The sequence below is a fragment of the Chitinophaga sp. LS1 genome (genome assembly GCF_034274695.1).
In the GTDB taxonomy this organism is placed as follows: Bacteria; Bacteroidota; Bacteroidia; order Chitinophagales; family Chitinophagaceae; genus Chitinophaga.
Genome location: NZ_CP128362.1, coordinates 2,836,126 through 2,853,410 on the forward strand (window position 1 = coordinate 2,836,126; position 17,285 = coordinate 2,853,410).

12 protein-coding genes are annotated in these 17,285 nt (G+C 45.3%); 9 read left to right on the top strand and 3 right to left on the bottom strand.

Annotated elements, in window-relative coordinates; genetic code table 11:
* Positions 1-174: 174 nt before the first annotated feature.
* From QQL36_RS11715 to QQL36_RS11730, 4 genes are all read left to right on the top strand, one after another.
* Positions 175-969 carry an N-acetylmuramoyl-L-alanine amidase gene (locus QQL36_RS11715; RefSeq protein ID WP_083728787.1) on the top strand — a complete coding sequence of 265 codons (795 nt, stop codon included), beginning with the start codon at positions 175-177 and terminating at the stop codon, positions 967-969.
* A gap of 5 nt (positions 970-974) precedes the next feature.
* A complete protein-coding gene (locus QQL36_RS11720) occupies positions 975-1,721 on the top strand; it encodes a hypothetical protein (RefSeq protein ID WP_143709059.1) in 747 nt (248 codons plus the stop codon).
* 195 nt (positions 1,722-1,916) lie between these two features.
* The gene (locus QQL36_RS11725; protein WP_321569812.1) at positions 1,917-5,153 is read left to right on the top strand and encodes a SusC/RagA family TonB-linked outer membrane protein; all 3,237 of its coding nucleotides are present in this window, start codon (positions 1,917-1,919) and stop codon (positions 5,151-5,153) included.
* A gap of 23 nt (positions 5,154-5,176) precedes the next feature.
* Entirely contained in the window at positions 5,177-6,607 is a 1,431-nt protein-coding gene (locus tag QQL36_RS11730) for a SusD/RagB family nutrient-binding outer membrane lipoprotein (protein ID WP_083728791.1), read from the top strand.
* 239 nt (positions 6,608-6,846) lie between these two features.
* On the opposite strand, the gene QQL36_RS11735 is transcribed toward QQL36_RS11730, so the two are convergent.
* A complete protein-coding gene (locus QQL36_RS11735; RefSeq protein ID WP_083721259.1) occupies positions 6,847-7,632 on the bottom strand; it encodes an SDR family oxidoreductase in 786 nt (261 codons plus the stop codon).
* Between the two features lie 92 nt (positions 7,633-7,724).
* Positions 7,725-8,843 carry an acyltransferase family protein gene (locus QQL36_RS11740; protein ID WP_083721258.1) on the bottom strand — a complete coding sequence of 373 codons (1,119 nt, stop codon included), beginning with the start codon at positions 8,841-8,843 and terminating at the stop codon, positions 7,725-7,727.
* A gap of 128 nt (positions 8,844-8,971) precedes the next feature.
* On the opposite strand from QQL36_RS11740, the gene QQL36_RS11745 reads away from it, so the two are divergent.
* From QQL36_RS11745 to QQL36_RS11760, 4 genes are all read left to right on the top strand, one after another.
* Entirely contained in the window at positions 8,972-9,994 is a 1,023-nt protein-coding gene (locus QQL36_RS11745) for a LacI family DNA-binding transcriptional regulator (RefSeq protein ID WP_083721257.1), read from the top strand.
* Between the two features lie 336 nt (positions 9,995-10,330).
* Entirely contained in the window at positions 10,331-11,392 is a 1,062-nt protein-coding gene (locus QQL36_RS11750) for a cellulase family glycosylhydrolase (RefSeq protein WP_321569813.1), read from the top strand.
* Between the two features lie 30 nt (positions 11,393-11,422).
* Entirely contained in the window at positions 11,423-12,589 is a 1,167-nt protein-coding gene (gene galK / locus QQL36_RS11755) for a galactokinase (RefSeq protein WP_083721255.1), read from the top strand.
* Positions 12,590-12,660: 71 nt separating this feature from the next.
* A complete protein-coding gene (locus tag QQL36_RS11760; RefSeq protein ID WP_321569814.1) occupies positions 12,661-13,725 on the top strand; it encodes a UDP-glucose--hexose-1-phosphate uridylyltransferase in 1,065 nt (354 codons plus the stop codon).
* A 68-nt stretch (positions 13,726-13,793) separates the two neighbouring features.
* On the opposite strand, the gene QQL36_RS11765 is transcribed toward QQL36_RS11760, so the two are convergent.
* Positions 13,794-15,803, bottom strand: a complete 2,010-nt coding sequence (locus QQL36_RS11765) for a TonB-dependent receptor (RefSeq protein ID WP_321569815.1) — start codon at positions 15,801-15,803, stop codon at positions 13,794-13,796.
* 478 nt (positions 15,804-16,281) lie between these two features.
* Between QQL36_RS11765 and QQL36_RS11770 the strand changes: the two genes are divergently transcribed.
* Positions 16,282-17,121, top strand: coding sequence for an energy transducer TonB (locus tag QQL36_RS11770; protein WP_321569816.1), 840 nt, complete (start codon positions 16,282-16,284; stop codon positions 17,119-17,121).
* Positions 17,122-17,285 lie beyond the last annotated feature (164 nt).

Genomic DNA, 17,285 nt, shown 5'->3' on the forward strand with positions numbered 1-17,285 from the left:
TCTTCGATGCTTCTTCGACGCTTATTCGACACTACTTCGTCACCAAAAGAACACCATAAGGGCACCTCAATATCCCAAGGATAATGAAGTGCCCTTTTGGTACCCTTTTAGTATCGGTATCATAGCGAAGACGCACTAAGAGAACGTGGTAATTAAATTGTATGTTTGTTAGCTATGAAACAGGTCAGACTATTACTATGCTTAGCCCTACCGGCTATTTTATTCAGCTGCGCACATGCTCCATACGGTGCTACCAACAAGGTATACCGCAAGCAAGCCAAAACTTATGCCCGCACCTTACGTGCAGAACCTACGGGACAATGGATTGGTACCACCAATTTCAATATGCGTAAACCTAATTACGTGATCATTCACCATACGGCACAGGGTACCTGCGATAGTACTTTCAGAACTTTTACCCTGACCCGCACGAACGTGAGTGCACATTACGTGATCTGTAAAGACGGTACTGTGGTGCAAATGCTGAATGATTACCTCCGGGCATGGCATGCCGGCTTGTCAAAATGGGGAAATGTGACTGATATGAACTCCTGTTCTATCGGCATCGAACTGGATAACAATGGATTCGTACCTTTCCAGCCTCAGCAAATCAATAGTCTGATGGTTTTACTGGATACTTTAAAACATAGGTACAATATCCCGGCAGCCAACTTTATTGGTCATGGTGATATCGCTCCTACCCGCAAAAATGACCCCAACCGGTACTTCCCCTGGCAGCAACTGGCCGAAAAAGGCTTTGGGCTCTGGTACGATACTACCGGCGTAACCCTGCCAGCGGATTTTAATACTAAACAAGCACTGCGTCTTTTTGGTTATGATGTGAAAGATACGAGTGCCGCAATCATTGCGTTTAAAAGACACTTTGTACCCGCCGATTCATTAACCGGCATAAAACTGGATGAAGGAGAGAAGAAAATACTCTATAACCTCATGCAAAAAAGTGAATAACTGATATGAAAAAGATAATCAGTAGTTGTCTGGGTTTATTTTTCTTTATATCGGCCGCTATGGCCCAAAAAGGGGATTGGTATACATGGAGCACAGGCACCACGCCTGCGGTCCATGTGACCATCAACGGAGATGAAATTGTACTGGATCGTACCGATCCGGCTACCAAACAGGGTGGCATCAGTGGCCGAAAATCAAACGATCTGGAAGCCGAACACCTGAAAATCATCAAAAAAGTAGAGAAAAATGACCGGACCTACCTGATCTTTCAGTCATTTGATGGGCTGTACTTCGTAACGACCCTGCAGAAAAGTCCATCCGGCGATTCTGTATTCATGTATTGCGCCGATGGCATAGAAGATGGATATAAAGGATTGAACGAGGCCCTGGACGGAATTAAAAAAGATAACGGGTCCAACTTCTATATCACCCTATTTAAAAAAGAAGTTATTGATGCCGAGAAACGCAAAGTGCCCGTATCTAAAATTACCGGGTCCGAATTCGGCACCGCCTTGCAAACCTTCACTGACAAGATGGATAAATTCTGGCAGGACAGGGGATATGGACATTTTGAACCCTACCACGGTTTTATGAACCTGATCTATGGAAATGCCTTCGCCAATGCATTTGGGAATAAGTATAGCAAACTGAGCCTGATCACTAAAGAATTGAAAACCCCTATTGCTAATTATAGCAACAATCCCAATATCCGTAAGCTTTTAGAGTCAGCCGGATTCCTGAAAAGCGAATGAATTTTATAAAAATCTTAACAACTTAGTCTATAAAACTTGTAGGTTAATAGAATCCTTCTTAATTTCGCCCTGTATTTAACAATCGTCGATTAAATGTCTGTATAAGTAGTAGCAGTTTTTCCTACTCATTATTAATTAAGTCAACGCTATTGTGAGTCATGTCAACTGCTGGTTCCAAACCGGCCAGGCATTGTCATGTCCATCAATTACCTGAAATCTGATACAAAAATGCATAACCAACTACGCAGAATCGCCGGTATCATGCTGGCTCTCCTACTCGCATATCAATGGGGGCAGGCGCAAAATACACGAATCACCGGGGTTGTCACATCCCGTACCGATGCCACACCTATTCCAGGAGCTATCATTTCTGTAAAAGGCACAAATCATGGTACACAAACCGATGCAGATGGTAAGTATTCCATCACCGTATCTCCAAAAGATACTCTCCGCATCTCTTTTATCGGATTTACCGCTGTTGAGCAGGTTGCCGGCACCAGCCGTACCCTGAATTTCGCGCTGGAAAACAACGAAAGCAAATTGCAGGAAGTAGTGGTCACCGCCCTCGGTATCAGCCGTGAAAAGCGTTCCCTGGGATATGCCGTACAGGAACTCAAATCCAAAGATATAGCCGAGGCCCGTGAGTCGAACCTCGTCAATGCGCTGACTGGTAAGATCGCTGGTGTGACGGTTACCAGTAGCCAGGGTAGTATGGGTTCTTCCCGTATCGTGATCAGGGGCGAAACCTCTATCGCGGGTAACAACCAACCTTTGTTTATAGTAGATGGTATCCCTGTTGATAATAGTCAGCTTGGTGTAGGTATCGGTACCGCCCGCGACTTTGCCAATGCCATTGCCGATCTGAACGCAGACGATATCGAATCGCTCAACGTACTGAAAGGTCCGAACGCAGCAGCATTGTACGGTTCCCGCGCCGCTGGAGGTGTACTGGTTATCAAAACCAAAACCGGTAAAGGCATGAAAGGGTATGGCGTAACTGTAAACAGCAGCGCTACCTTCGAAAATATACTTGTACTGCCTAAATACCAGAACAGCTATGGACAGGGTTCCAGCGGACAGTTCAGCTATGTAGATGGTAAAGGAGGTGGAGTGAACGACGGTGTGGATGAAAGCTGGGGGCCTAAAATGGATGGCCGCCTCATTCCGCAGTTCTTCTCCAATGGTGAAGCAGTGCCTTTCGTTGCACATCCTGACAACGTGAAGGATTTCTATCAGACCGGTTATACCCTGAACAATGGTATATCAGTAAGCGGTAGTAGCGACAAAGCAGATTACCGTTTCTCTTATAATAATACAAAGCAAACCGGCATTATGCCAAACACGGGTATCACCCGCAATTCCTTTGCGTTGAATACTACTTACCGCCTTACACCAAAGCTGACATTGAGCACCTATGCTAACTATGTAAAAGCTGATGCAGACAACCTGCCCGGTATAGATGGTAAACGTGCAAACAGTGTGACGCTGCAGTTCACCTGGTTTGGCCGTCAGGTAGATACCCGTCTCCTCAGAAATTATAAAAATGCAGATGGTACAGATTTCAACTGGAACCATAGCTACTATAGTAACCCATACTGGATACAGTATGAAAACACAGTAGGTCAGGCACGTAACCGTTTCTTCGGAAACGCCCGTCTGAGCTATGAGATCGCCAGCTGGCTCTCTGCTAACTTCCGCATTGGTACGGATACCTATAATGATAGACGTAAGTACAGAGTAGCGTACTATACAAATGGTACGCCTTATGGTTCTTATACTGAAGACGCCTATCAGGTGACCGAAACCAACGCTGAGTTTACCCTGAATGCCAGGAAGAAACTGAACAAAAACTTCTCTATTGATGGTCTGGTGGGTGGCAACGTCCGCAACAATCAATATGAAAACAACTTTCAGCAGGCACCTAAGCTGGCAGTGAGAGATCTGTATACCTTGAATAACTCCCGCGATCCACTGGTATCTACAAATGTCTTTAACCAACTGAGAGTGTACAGTGCTTTTGCTTCTGCACAGGTAGCTTACAGGGACTGGGCATTCCTGAACCTGACTGCGCGTAACGACTGGTCTTCTACATTGCCTGCGGCAAATAATTCTTACTTCTACCCATCTGTGAATGCAAATGTGGTACTGAGCGATGCATTGCACATTCAGAGCGATGTACTCTCTAACCTGAAAGTAAGAGGTGGTTGGGCAATGGTTGGTAAGGATACCGATCCTTATAGCCTGATCAATACCTATCCTTTCAGCCAGCCATTCGGTAGCTTACCGTTGCAGACTGTGAATGATAAATACCTGAAGAAAGATCTGAAACCAGAATTAACACAATCTACTGAATTCGGTATCGAAGCAGGTTTCCTGAAAGATCGCCTCCGTGCAGATGTGACTTACTATGCTTCCAGCAGTTACAACCAGATCCTGTTGGCTGATGTAAGCGCCACTACCGGTGATCTGAAGAAGATCCTGAACGCTGGTAAGATCAATAACCATGGTGTGGAAGTAATGCTGGGTGCTACACCTATCACGACTGCCTCCGGTTTCCGTTGGGATGTAAATATCAACTACGCAAAGAATATCTCCAAGGTAATAGAGCTGGACAAAGAAGGTTTCCTGAATGACTATGTACTGGGTAGCTCAGGCAATATGCAGGTACTGGCATCCAAAGGAAAGCGCTATGGCGCCCTGTATGGTAAAGCTTATAAGCGTAATGACAAAGGTGAAATTATCGTAAGTGCAAGTGGTGCACCAGTGGTAGCGGATAATAAAAAAGTACTGGGTTACTATACGCCAAAGTGGACAGGTAGTATCAACAATAACTTCTCTTTCAAAGGTTTCACTGTCGGCTTCCTGATCGATACCCGTCAGGGTGGCCAGATCTGGTCCGGTACTAACTACACCGGTATCTACACAGGTGTACTGGCAGCAAGTATGCCGGGCAGAGATGAGGAACATGGTGGTTTACCTTATTACTATGCTAACAATAACCAGCAGGGTACAGCGGTTCGCCTGGAGAACCATACATCTGCAGCACCAAATGGCGAGACTGTATATCATGATGGTATCATCTTCGACGGTGTAACTGCCGATGGTAAAAAGAATGAAGCGATCCTGCCTGCACAGCGTTATTATAAAGCTGTATACAGCAGCTCACTGAACGAAAGCAGTGTGTACAGCGCCAGCTTTATCAAACTGAGAGAGGTAAGAGTAGGATACGCACTGCCGCTGGAAATAGCGCACAAGTGGGGATTACAGGGTGTGAACCTGACAGTAACTGCACGTAACCTTTTCTACATCGACAAAAAGGTACCAAACATTGATCCGGAAACGGCCTTCAATACTGGTAACGGACAGGGACTGGAAACACTGCAGATTCCTACTACACGTAGCATTGGTGTGAACCTGAAAGTATCCTTCTAATTCAACCATCAAAAAATCAGATCATGAAACTATTCAAATATATACTATGGGTATCTGGTATTGCACTGGTGCTCACATCCTGCTCCAAACAGCTGGAAAAAATTAACAAGAATCCGAATGAATCAGAATCTGCACAGCCGGATTATCTGCTCACCAATGGTATCAAAGCGAATGTAGATACTTACTGGGGTACAGATGCTGCTATGGAAACAAGTTTGCTGTATGTACAGTACTGGGCAAAGATCCAATACACGGATCCGGACAAATACATTCCTGCTTCTACCAGCATCCAGACTATCTGGAATAACTTTTATGCACAGGGTGTACAGGATTTCACTACGCTGATTCAGCTGGGCGATACCCTGCACAATCCGAATTATCGTGCAGTAGGTGTCATCATGCGGTCCTGGATTTTCCAGGTGCTGACTGACCTGTATGGCGATGTACCTTATTCACAGGCTGCAAATATTGAAAAATACCTGACCCCTAAGTACGATAACCAGCGTGATATTTACATCGGATTACTGGCCGAACTGAAAGCAGCGGTAAGCGTGATCAATACGAATGGTGATGCCATCGGCGGCGATGTGCTGTATAATGGTGATATGAATAAGTGGAAGAAGTTTGCAAACTCATTGCGTCTGCGTATTGCACTGAGAATAGCCGATCAGGAGTTTGATGCAGCAAAAGCCGTGTTCGATGAAATCGGTGCGGACAACAGTGGATTGATTGCTGCAAATAGTGAGAATGCACAACTAACATACCTGGCTTCTCCAAATCAGAACCCGGTAGCAAAGAACAGGGAAACGCGTAGTGACTACCGCATCAGCAAGAGCGTGGTTGATTTACTCCATACGTTCAATGACCCTCGTCTGAGTGTATATGGTGCAATCCCTAAAGATACAAATGCAGTAGTAGGTATTACCAATGGTTTGCCTACGGATTCGGCATCCAAACTGGGTTTCAACAAAACTTCAGATGTAGGTGCGGTGTTCACTGCTACGACAGCACCAGCAGTGATCTTCAACTATGCTGAGTTATTGTTCATCAAGGCAGAAGCAGCACAGAGAGGTTTGCTGAGCGGCGATGCGGCAGATCTGTACAAGCAGGCGGTCACAGCGGCACTGCAACAGTATAGTATTGGTGATGCAGCGGTAGCGACTTACCTGGCGCAGACTTCAGTAGCATATGATGCCGCTGATTACAGAAAATCAATTGGTGAGCAGAAATGGCTGGCGCTGTTTGGCGAAGGGCTGGAAGGATTTGCAGAGTGGAGAAGACTGGATTACCCGGTACTGACACCTGCTTACTCAGGTGTACTGAGTGGAAAGATTCCTTTGAGGCTTACCTATCCTTCGGCAGAGCAGGCGCTGAATGGAGTAAATTATAAAGCAGCGGTTACACATCAGGGAGCGGATCAGTTGATTACGCGTCTTTGGTTCGACGTAAGATAAAATCAATAGCCTGCTGTCTTTGGTAGCAGGCTATTGATTTTAAACAAAAAGGGGGCAGTCGCAGACTGCCCCCTTTTTGTTTTTCCCCTTTGCGTAAATAAAATTCCTTTTCCGCTTTTGATTATGCCTTCAGATAAAAGATTTTTGTACAATCAGATACACACTTGTTCAATTTGTAATAGTAAAAAGTGATGAATTAGGCCCCGACATTTGTCGGGGCTTTTACTTTATAAGTATTTTTAAATAGTCGGTGTCTTTCCTCCATCAACGGGGATGCTCGTACCTGTGATATACCCAGCGGCAGGTGTTGCCAGAAATGCAATTGCAGCTGCAACTTCCTTTGCATCTCCAAAGCGTTTCGCTGGTATTTCATTCAGCATTTCCTGTTCTATTACTGTCTGATCCACACCGCGCTTCTTGGCAGTGGTCTGAATCAGGGAGCGTAGCCGGTTTGTATTGGTCGAACCGGGCAGGATATTATTGACGGTCACACCATATTGTGCCAGTTCTGTCGCCATGGTTTTGGCCCAGGCTGCGACGGAGAGGCGGATGGTATTGGACACGCCTAGGTTTTTGAGAGGGGCTTTCACAGAGGTAGAGATCACATTGATGATCCTGCCATAACCAGCAGCGATCATACCTGTGAGCACAGCCTGTGCAAGTATATGGTTATTCACCAGGTGCTGGTTGAAAGCAGCTGTGAATTCATGTACTTCTGCCTCTACGATCGGGCCGCTGGCAGGACCTCCTGTGTTATTGACCAGGATGTGTATTGATTGTTTCTCAGTGACGGTTTTGATGGCTTCCTCTACTTCCTTGGTATGCTGGAAGTCTGCCACAAGATAACTATGCTCTTGAAAATGTTCTGCTTCGAGCGTAGGTATAATTTCCTTCAGGGCTTCTTTGTCCCTGGCCATTAAGATACACTCAGCTCCTAAAGCGGCCAGTTCTCTGGCTGTGGCCAATCCAATTCCCTGTGTAGCACCACAGATCAGGGCGGTTTTTCCCTTTAACGATAATTCCATACTATTTCATGACTAACAGTTTCTCAAAACTTAGCAAAACACGTTGGGTTTTTCAGGAAGCTAAGATAAGGGAATATACTATATCACCTTTCTTATACACGTACGTATATACGTTTTTTATCCAGAATTTTGCCCACACACCAGCAAAACAGCATGAATGTAATTGCAAAGAGGAGAGACCCTACTTTGCCCGGTGCTATTTGCTGAAATATGTGGTTACTGAGCCAGTCGTATACTGATTCGTTCCCAATAGTAAAGAAATATAAGAATATAACCATCACTTCTGACAAAAGATAAAGGAATAATGGATTTTTTCCGAAGGTGGTGAAGAATCCGGTCCACCTGGTTTTTCCCTTAACATCTATAATATATAAGAGGGCAGTGAGTATCAGGAGGTCCAGACCTGCGGTTAACAACACGAAGGAACTGGTCCATAACTTTTTATTAATTGGGAATTGCTGGTTCCACAAAGTAGCGACAATAATGAACATACAACCGAAGCGAATGAGGATACTGAACGTATTGGGCTTACGTTTCTGGATAAATAGGCCGGTGTAATAACCGATCACTACATTCACAATAGCAGGCAATGTGCTGAGTAATCCTTCGGGTTCTGAGATCGTCCCTTTATCGTGGTACATGTGATTTTCACCAAGAATTAACTTATCGAAATGGACAGCGGCATTGGTACTGAAACCATATGGATCAGCCGGATCGCCTAAGAAGTACATGATGAACCAGTAACCGAGCAGTAATAATGCGCTGATGATCCAAACTGCTTTTGTAGGCAAATAGCGGATCATGAGAGAAGCGAAGCAATAACAGAGGGCAATTCTTTCCAGCACGCCCATGATGCGGGTGTCATGGAAAGGAATGAATTCAAGTCCGTTTGGCGTGTGGCGTACAAAAGGCAGCCAGTACATGATGAACCCCAGCAGGAAAATGAGCAGGGTCCTTTTGAATATTTTCGATAGTACAGCGGCATTACCCAGTTCGTAATACTTGCGCATACTAAAGCTCATGGCATTGCCCACGGCGAAGAGGAAAGACGGGAAAACCAGGTCGGTGGGTGTGAATCCATGCCAGGCCGCATGTTCCAGTGGTGCAAATATATGATCATAGCTACCGGGGGTATTTACAATGATCATAAAGCAGATAGTAAGGCCACGGAATACATCCAGTGGCAGAAAGCGTTGATTGGCTGCTTGCATTGGTAAGGATTAGATTGGTATAAATATAATGCAAGCAATGATTGATTACAATGGAATTTGCCGTCCTCCATTATTTAATTGCTGTATTAAATAATCATTTTATACTTTAGTAGTAAACACAGCCTTTATTGAACCACAAAGTTACTATAGCAGACATTGCGAGGGAGCTGAACCTGACGGGGGCGACTGTATCCAGGGCGTTGAATAACCGCAAAGGTACCAGCGAGGAGACCCGTAAAATGGTACAGGAAGCGGCGGAAAGGATGAACTACCGCAGGGACAGGATCGCATGGTCGCTTCGTTCCGGCAGGACCAATATTATTGGGGTGATCATTCCAAGCGCGGAAATCAACTTCTTTGGCTCTGTTATCCACGGTATTGAAAGTATGGCCAACCAACATGGCTATAATGTATTGATCTATCAGTCCAACGAACTGCCGGAATATGAACAGAAGGGGATTGAAACCTTTCTGAGTACCCGGGTAGATGGTATCCTGGCTTCTATTGCCAAGGAGACATTCGACTTTAGTCACTACCTGGAAATCAAGGAGCGGGGCGTACCCCTGGTCTTTTTTGACCGTGCGAATGATAGCCTGAATATTCCTTCGGTAGTGGTAGATGACTTCAGAGGAGCTTACTATGCTACGGAGCACCTGATCCGTCAGGGGTATAAAAGGATTGCTCACATTGCGGGGCAGCAGCACCTGAAAATTTTCAAAGACCGCCTGGAAGGATATAAATCTGCCCTGGCGGCGTACAGCATTCCTGTAGAGGAGGACCTGATATACCAGGGAAACGTTTCGATCGAGGCGGGCAGACAGGCAATACAACATTTGTTGGGGCTGGCAAAGCCGCCTGATGCGGTATTTGCCGTGGAGGATTTTACGGCGCTGGGCGCAGTAAAGGAACTGAAAGATAAAGATATAGATATGCCGGAGGCTTTTGGTGTGATCGGGTTTGCCAATGAATCGTTTGATGAGCATATAACGCCGAGCTTGTCGAGTATAGATCAGCAGACGGTGCAGATGGGGAAGGAGGCGTTCAAGTTATTGATGGAGTTGATAAATGAAGGGGAAGAGGGAACACTGGTAAAGTCGAGGGTGGTGTTGGATCCGGTACCGGTGTATAGGCAGTCATCTGTAAGAAGATAGCGAAAATTTGCGGAGGCTACAAAGCAGCCTCCGCAAATTTTCGGGAAGGGCCCTGCGGGAGGCTAAAAGAAAATGGGGCAAATAAACATCTTTTCCGTAGGAAATGCCTCTTTGATGTAAACGATTACATAAAAATAAATAATTTATTTACAATCAGTTATATAAAATCTTTTACCTTTTGTAAGATTTATTGTAATCGTTTACGTAAATCTTCTATTTTTATATCGTGATTCCACTTTTTTTAAACAGGAAAAATTCCATGGCTATAGAAAAAAGATCTAATAACCTCCCTTATTAAATCCGAATCTATCCAGCTCCACAAAAAAACTGAAATGCATGAAAGGAAAAGTTTCATTAATCGCTTTGTTATTTGCGACGATGGCCGTTGTCGCTAATGCTCAGCCGCGACCACAATGGTCCAAAAAACAAGCTCAGAAATGGTATAAATCACATGCGTGGCAACGTGGTGCCAATTTCATCCCCAGTTCTGCTATTAACCAGCTGGAAATGTGGCAGGCTGCTACCTTCGACACCACCACCATCAGCCGTGACCTTGGCTACGCCGCCTCTATTGGTTTAAACTCTATGCGCGTATTCCTCCATCACGCTGCCTGGGAGCAGGATCCTCAGGGTTTCAAAAACCGCCTGAACACCTACCTCAGTATCGCAGACCGCTATGGTATCTCCACCATCTTCGTACTTTTCGACGACTGTTGGAACAAAACCTATGCTATCGGTACCCAACCTGAACCTAAACCCGGTATCCATAACTCCGGCTGGCTGCAGGACCCAGGTATCCGCAGAGAAAGTTCACCACAGCTGAACGACACCCTGCACAAATATGTAAATGATGTAATGACCTCCTTCAGGAAAGATAAACGTATCCTCCTATGGGATCTTTATAACGAACCAGGCAACTCCGACTATGGAGACAAAAGCCTGCCTTTATTACAACTCGTTTTCACCTGGGGCAGAGAAGCTAATACTGAACAGCCTATCAGCTCCGGTGTATGGAATAAAAGTCTCACAAGCCTGAACGAATTCCAACTGAACAATTCAGATGTGATCACCTATCACAACTATGCTGACGAAAAGGACCACCAGGAAGTAATCGACACCCTGCGTAAGTATGGTCGTCCCCTGATCTGTACCGAATACATGGCCCGTTCCCGTGGCAGCCGCTTTGCGAACATTATGCCGCTCCTGAAAAAGGAAAATGTAGCTGCTTACAACTGGGGCCTTGTATCAGGTAAGACCAATACTATTTATGCCTGGGATACACCTATGCCTGACGGCGCAGAACCTAAAGTTTGGTTCCACGACATTTTCAGACAAGACGGTACACCTTACAGCACAGAAGAGATCACGGTGATCAAAGCCCTGACAGGAACAAATTAGGATCAATAACTTTGATTTAAAAATTAGAACGTGGAGCAAGCTAAACTAAACGCTTATTGCCAGCAGCATTTTGATCAGGAACCAATTATGGTAAGAGCTGCAGGACGCATTAATCTCATTGGAGAACATACGGATTACAACAATGGATTCGTATTGCCTGCCGCTATTGACAAAGCTATCTACCTCGCCATTATCAAGCGCAACGACAACAAAATTGTGCTACATGCACTGGATGTAAATGATACATTCACCGGGTCGTTGGATAAACTGGAGCGTACGAAACAGCATTGGCCTGATTATCTGCTGGGCGTTGTGCAGCAATTGCAGCAGGGTGGTCATATCATCAGCGGATTTGAATGTGCATTTTGCGGTAATATTCCCCTGGGCGCCGGCCTCTCATCCTCCGCAGCACTGGAATGTGCTACCGTATTTGGTCTGAATGAAATGTTTAGCCTTGGCCTGGGTCGTAAAGAAATGGCGCTCCTGTCACAGGCTGCCGAAAACCAGTTTGTAGGTGTACGTTGTGGTATCATGGACCAGTTTGCCAGCATGTTTGGTAAGAAACAACAGCTGATCAAACTGGATTGTGCCTCCCTGGAATATGAATACATCCCATTCAACTTTGACGATGTGAACCTCGTGCTGCTGGATACACAGGTGAAGCACTCCCTGGCATCATCCGAATATAATACCCGCCGTGCTGAATGCGAGCAGGGTGTAGCCTGGGTAAAGGCGCACCATCCGCATGTAAATAGCCTGCGCGATGTAAATATGGATATGCTGGATGCCTATGTAAAAGGTAAGGATGCCATCGTATATAACCGTTGCCGTTATGTAGTGGAAGAAATTCAGCGCTTACAGGATGCCTGTATCGATCTGCAGAATGACGACCTTATATCTTTCGGTAAAAAAGTATTTGCTACACACGAAGGCCTCGATAAGCTGTATAATGTAAGCTGCCCTGAACTGAACTGGCTGGCGGAATTCGCTGCCGGTGAAAATGGTGTAATGGGTGCACGTATGATGGGTGGTGGCTTTGGTGGCTGTACCATCAACATCGTGAAGAAAACTGCTGTACCTGCCCTGCTGGAAAGAGCAGCTGCCGGCTATAAACAACAGTTCAACACTAATCTGAAAGCATATGTGACCAGCATTGAAGATGGTTGCCGTACTGTCAACAATCTGGTGAATAACTAATATACTATTTCCATCTGCGTGGAGGTTCGCCTTCACGCAGATATCCTTGTCAAGTGAAATCACTAAGAGCAATGTCTGAAAATACCTTTGATTTAACTTCTCATCCCCATACCCGACTGAATATCCTGACCGGAGAATGGGTACTCGTTTCTCCTCACCGTTCCAAAAGACCATGGCAGGGAAAAGTAGAAGCGCCAGCGCTGGTACAGCGTCCTTCTTATGTAGAAGACTGTTACCTGTGTCCAACCAATACACGTGCCGATGGCAGCAAGAATGAAGCATACACAGGGCCGATCGCTTTTACGAACGACTTCTCCGCTTTGTTGTCCGACACACCAACCGGCGATGTGAATGACGATGGTCTGCTGGTAGCACAGTCACAAAAAGGTCTTTGCCGTGTGATCTGTTTCAGCCCAAGACACGACCTCACACTGCCTGAAATGGACGTTCCTGCTATCCGCCAGGTAGTAGACCTGTGGGTAAAAGAGTACGAAGCACTGAAAGCTGTGAACTACATCAAATACATCCAGATCTTCGAAAATAAAGGAGATATCATGGGTTGTAGCAATCCGCATCCACACGGACAGATCTGGGCATCAGAGAATATTCCGATGGAGCTGGAAAAAGAAACCCGTCAGCAAAAACTGTATTTCGATAAGCATGGCAAAAGCCTGTTGTCCGCCTACCTGGACAAAGAGGTAAAAGAAAAGGTGAGGATCATTGCAGAAAATGCACATTTCGTAGCACTGGTGCCTTTCTGGGCAGTATGGCCTTACGAAGCGATGATCATCAGCCGTCGGCATGTACAGTCTGTGCTGCAATTTAATGAAGATGAAAAAACAGGACTGGCAGATATTTTAAAACAACTGACCATCCGTTACGATAACTTATTCGAAACATCATTCCCGTATTCTGCCGGTATGCACCAGGCGCCGGTGAATGATGGCAGCGAACATCCTGAATGGCATTGGCATATGCATTTCTATCCGCCATTACTGCGCTCTGCGACAGTGAAGAAATTCATGGTGGGATACGAGATGCTGGCAAATCCACAAAGGGATATTACGCCAGAATTTGCAGCTGAAAAGCTGAGGACTTTGTCTGCAGTCCATTACAAAAGCGGGCAACTCGTTTAATCTATGTTTTTTTGTTTTTTTTGATCCAATGTGTGTAGGGGCGGCCTTTAGGCGGCCCCTTTCTTTTTTTAGAGATGTACTCTTACACCACCGTAATAGCTGCGCAGCGCAGCAGGATTGAAGTAACGGTTTCCTACTGCATTCAGGTCATTCCCCAGGCTATAGAACTGGTTCAGGATGTTATCGGCACCTGCGTAGATCGTTATATTGCGCAGCATTTGCCAACTTACTTTCCCTTGTAATAAATGATATTGTTTGGCGTAAGCAGTGTTAGCATCGTCCAATGGCAGCTTATCTGTAAATGTGTATTGTGCATATACTGATAAGTGTGCAGGCAATTGTGCCAGCAAGCCTGCATATGCTACATGACGCGGTACGCCGGTAATGGCATTGCCGGAAAGGTTTTTGCCAGCTGTGTTATAATCACTGAATATGAAATGGCTGTAAGCATAACTACCATTGAATTGCAGCCATTTAGTGAACCAGGTCATACCTTGCACTTCTATGCCTTTTTGTTCCGTGCCGCCAGCATTGATGAAGTATTCTGTACCATCATCATGGAGCTGACGAACGATGGCATCCTGTAGTTTGTAATAGAATACAGATGCATCCAGCTGGTATTGATGACGGGCTCCCTGTAAACGGAAGCCTGCTTCGTAATTCCAGCCTGTTTCAGCCTGTAAAGTGGTATTAATGATATTGTCAGTCGCGCGTACTTCTGCAATGGAAGGAGGAGAATATCCTCTGCTTACAGAAGCGCGTACAGACCATTCAGGGAGGATAAGATAAGAGAGAGATACCCGTGGCATCAACTCTGCATCAAACTTCTTTCTACCCTCTTCAAAGCGGTATTTAAAATAATTGACGCTGAGAGCGGCTTCTATAATCCATTGTGTACCGGGACGAACAGATAGACTTGTGAAAAAGAAATGCTGGCCGGCAGTGATATTGCTGGCTGCCTGCACGGTATCTCTTTTCCCTTTGTTATTGCCATAGTTTACAATGTCAGAATTGGTTTGTGACCATTCAATACCCGTGGTCCAGTCTACATGTATATTGGTGCCATTGATGGGTTGATCCTGTAGTGCGATATAAGTACGTGCACCGGCAGTGTTTTCATCCCTGGCTTCGAAGTTTGTAATAAACGGATTTTCGAAGTGTGTATTGATTCCGTAAAGGGTAAACACATGTTTCCAGTGTGTGGATAACTGGGCAGTGTGTACTAAACCACCTAAAGCGGTTTTATTGCGGATGCCGGCTTGTTGCTCAATGGCGCCGGGCAGGGTAGCAGTGGCTGGTCGGGCAGCGCGGGGATTGGCGGCAGCCTGGGCGGCGGTGAGGCCTCCGGGGGTACGATAATCCATATCGCTATAGAATGCAATCAGTTTGAGGCTGTTATACGGATTGTATTGCCACTGTTGGGCCGTTTGTATATAATATCTTTTTAAGGCGCTATTCTGGCGGTAGCCGTCAGATCGCTGTACACCTTCATATATATTGACCTGGTATTTATTCCATTGTTGCTGCCAGCCGGCTTCTTCATGGAAGAGGCCATAACTGCCCCCCTGAATATCTGCTTTCAGGTGAGCGGTATCAGGAAGGGTACCGGCAGGGTGGAGGAGTACCACACCGCCAGAGTTAGCACCGAACTGGCTGCCATCAGGCCCTTTCAGTACTTCTATGCCGGAGAAAGCCCCTGCATCTGATAGGTTCAGATACGTGTTGCCACCTGCATCAGTAAAAGGAATTTCGTCCATATAGATCTTCACATTCCGGATGCCAAAGGGAGAGCGTAACAGACTACCTCTCAGAGATAAGCGATAACTACCGGGGGAACGTTCTTCCATTCGTATACCCGGAACGGAGTTCAAGATGGGGATGAGCGTAGTTCCTTGTTGCAGTAATATTTGTTTTTCGGTAATGACAGCGCTGCTGGATGGTACCTGTAAGAATGAGTATTTTTTGCCCGGATAGGCCATGACCTGTACTTCAGGAAGTTGGGTAGTGTCTGCGGGTTGTTGCGCATATACAGAAAATGACAACAGGCAGGTTAAGCAAGGCAGAATAAGGCGTGTCATGTATCAAATCTAGTTATTCTATTATTGGTAGCAAAACTGCGGCCGACATTAAATTCCAACAGATTTTTAAAAAATAATTCAAATCATATTTGGAAATGTAAAACAGGTTAGCGTATATTTGTCTACAGAATCGGTAGACTAATAAGCGCCGATACAAACCGCAAGAATTTTGTTTGCTATAAGCTGTAAATAGAAAAAGAAATGCCGGACAGGTTTGCGGGGCAAGGTATGTTGCAGATTTATTGGTGGTAAATTATAATGTAACGTATCCCCCCGCGCCCCTGGCATATTAGCATCTTGCACTGATACACATCCGACAAAAATTACTTTATATAAGATAGTGAATACTTCCTTTAGCAAAATAGGTGTCCCGATCCGGATATCAATCTGGAATGGATTTTTAAAAAGCTAAAAAATATTTCTCCTTTATCATATGGAATTGTTTTAACCCCGCATCTCTATTGTAAATGTTCAACACATGAATACAAAAAACATTTACAATGCAGACTTCCTCGACATTCTCTTCGAGGGTCGTAACAAAGATTACGGCGCATATGAACTCCGCAGAAGTGAAGATGGGCGTGTTCGCAAAGCCTTGATAGGTACAGCTTCTATCGCTTTGGTTGTGGTGGGTGGATATGTTTTAAGTAATAATCTCTTTGCTGCGTCAATGGGTATACGAAATACACAGCTCGTGTATGATAGTACCAAATTAATTGAATTACCTCCAGACGATAAGGTAATTCCTCCTCCTCCTGTTGACCCTCCTCCACCTCCGCCGGCCGCATCATCCATTAAAGTTACACCTCCCGTTATCACCCCTGATGAATTAGTTCGTGCTGAAGATGAAGTTGTGAAGCTCGATAGTATTGGTAACAAAACTATTGCATTAGCTACTGTACAAGGTGATGACGTCAATGGGCGTGATATCGCATCCATGCTTGGTGGTGAAGGTACTACAAATGTAGTAGAAGCCCCTAAAGTACCTGCAAAAGACCCCGTGTTTTATACCGTTGAAATCATGCCTTCATTCCCAGGTGGTGAAGACGCATTGTTAAGATTTCTCCGCGACAATGTGCACTATCCTCGCGTGGCTCAGGAAAGCGATATACAGGGAACAGTATTCGTACAGTTTGTAATAGACAAGCAGGGCAATATCAGCGATGTCAAAACAATTGGTGCTGTTAAAGGAGGTGGCCTTGAAGAAGAGTCCATCCGTGTAGTAAAGAAAATGCCAAAGTGGAAAGCCGGCCGTCAAAACGGAGAAGCGGTAAGTGTACAATTTAACCTCCCTGTCAGGTACACGCTGCAAAATTAATCCCCAATTGCTCCTGCACAAAGCATAATGATTTTTTAAGATACTAATTACTTTTTACCCGAACCTATTGTTCAATTAACGTTTGCACTCAACTGCAACGAGGGGGGATCCTTTGCGTGCCACGGCTATATGCCGTGGCATATTGTTTAGACAGTTTTTCTATT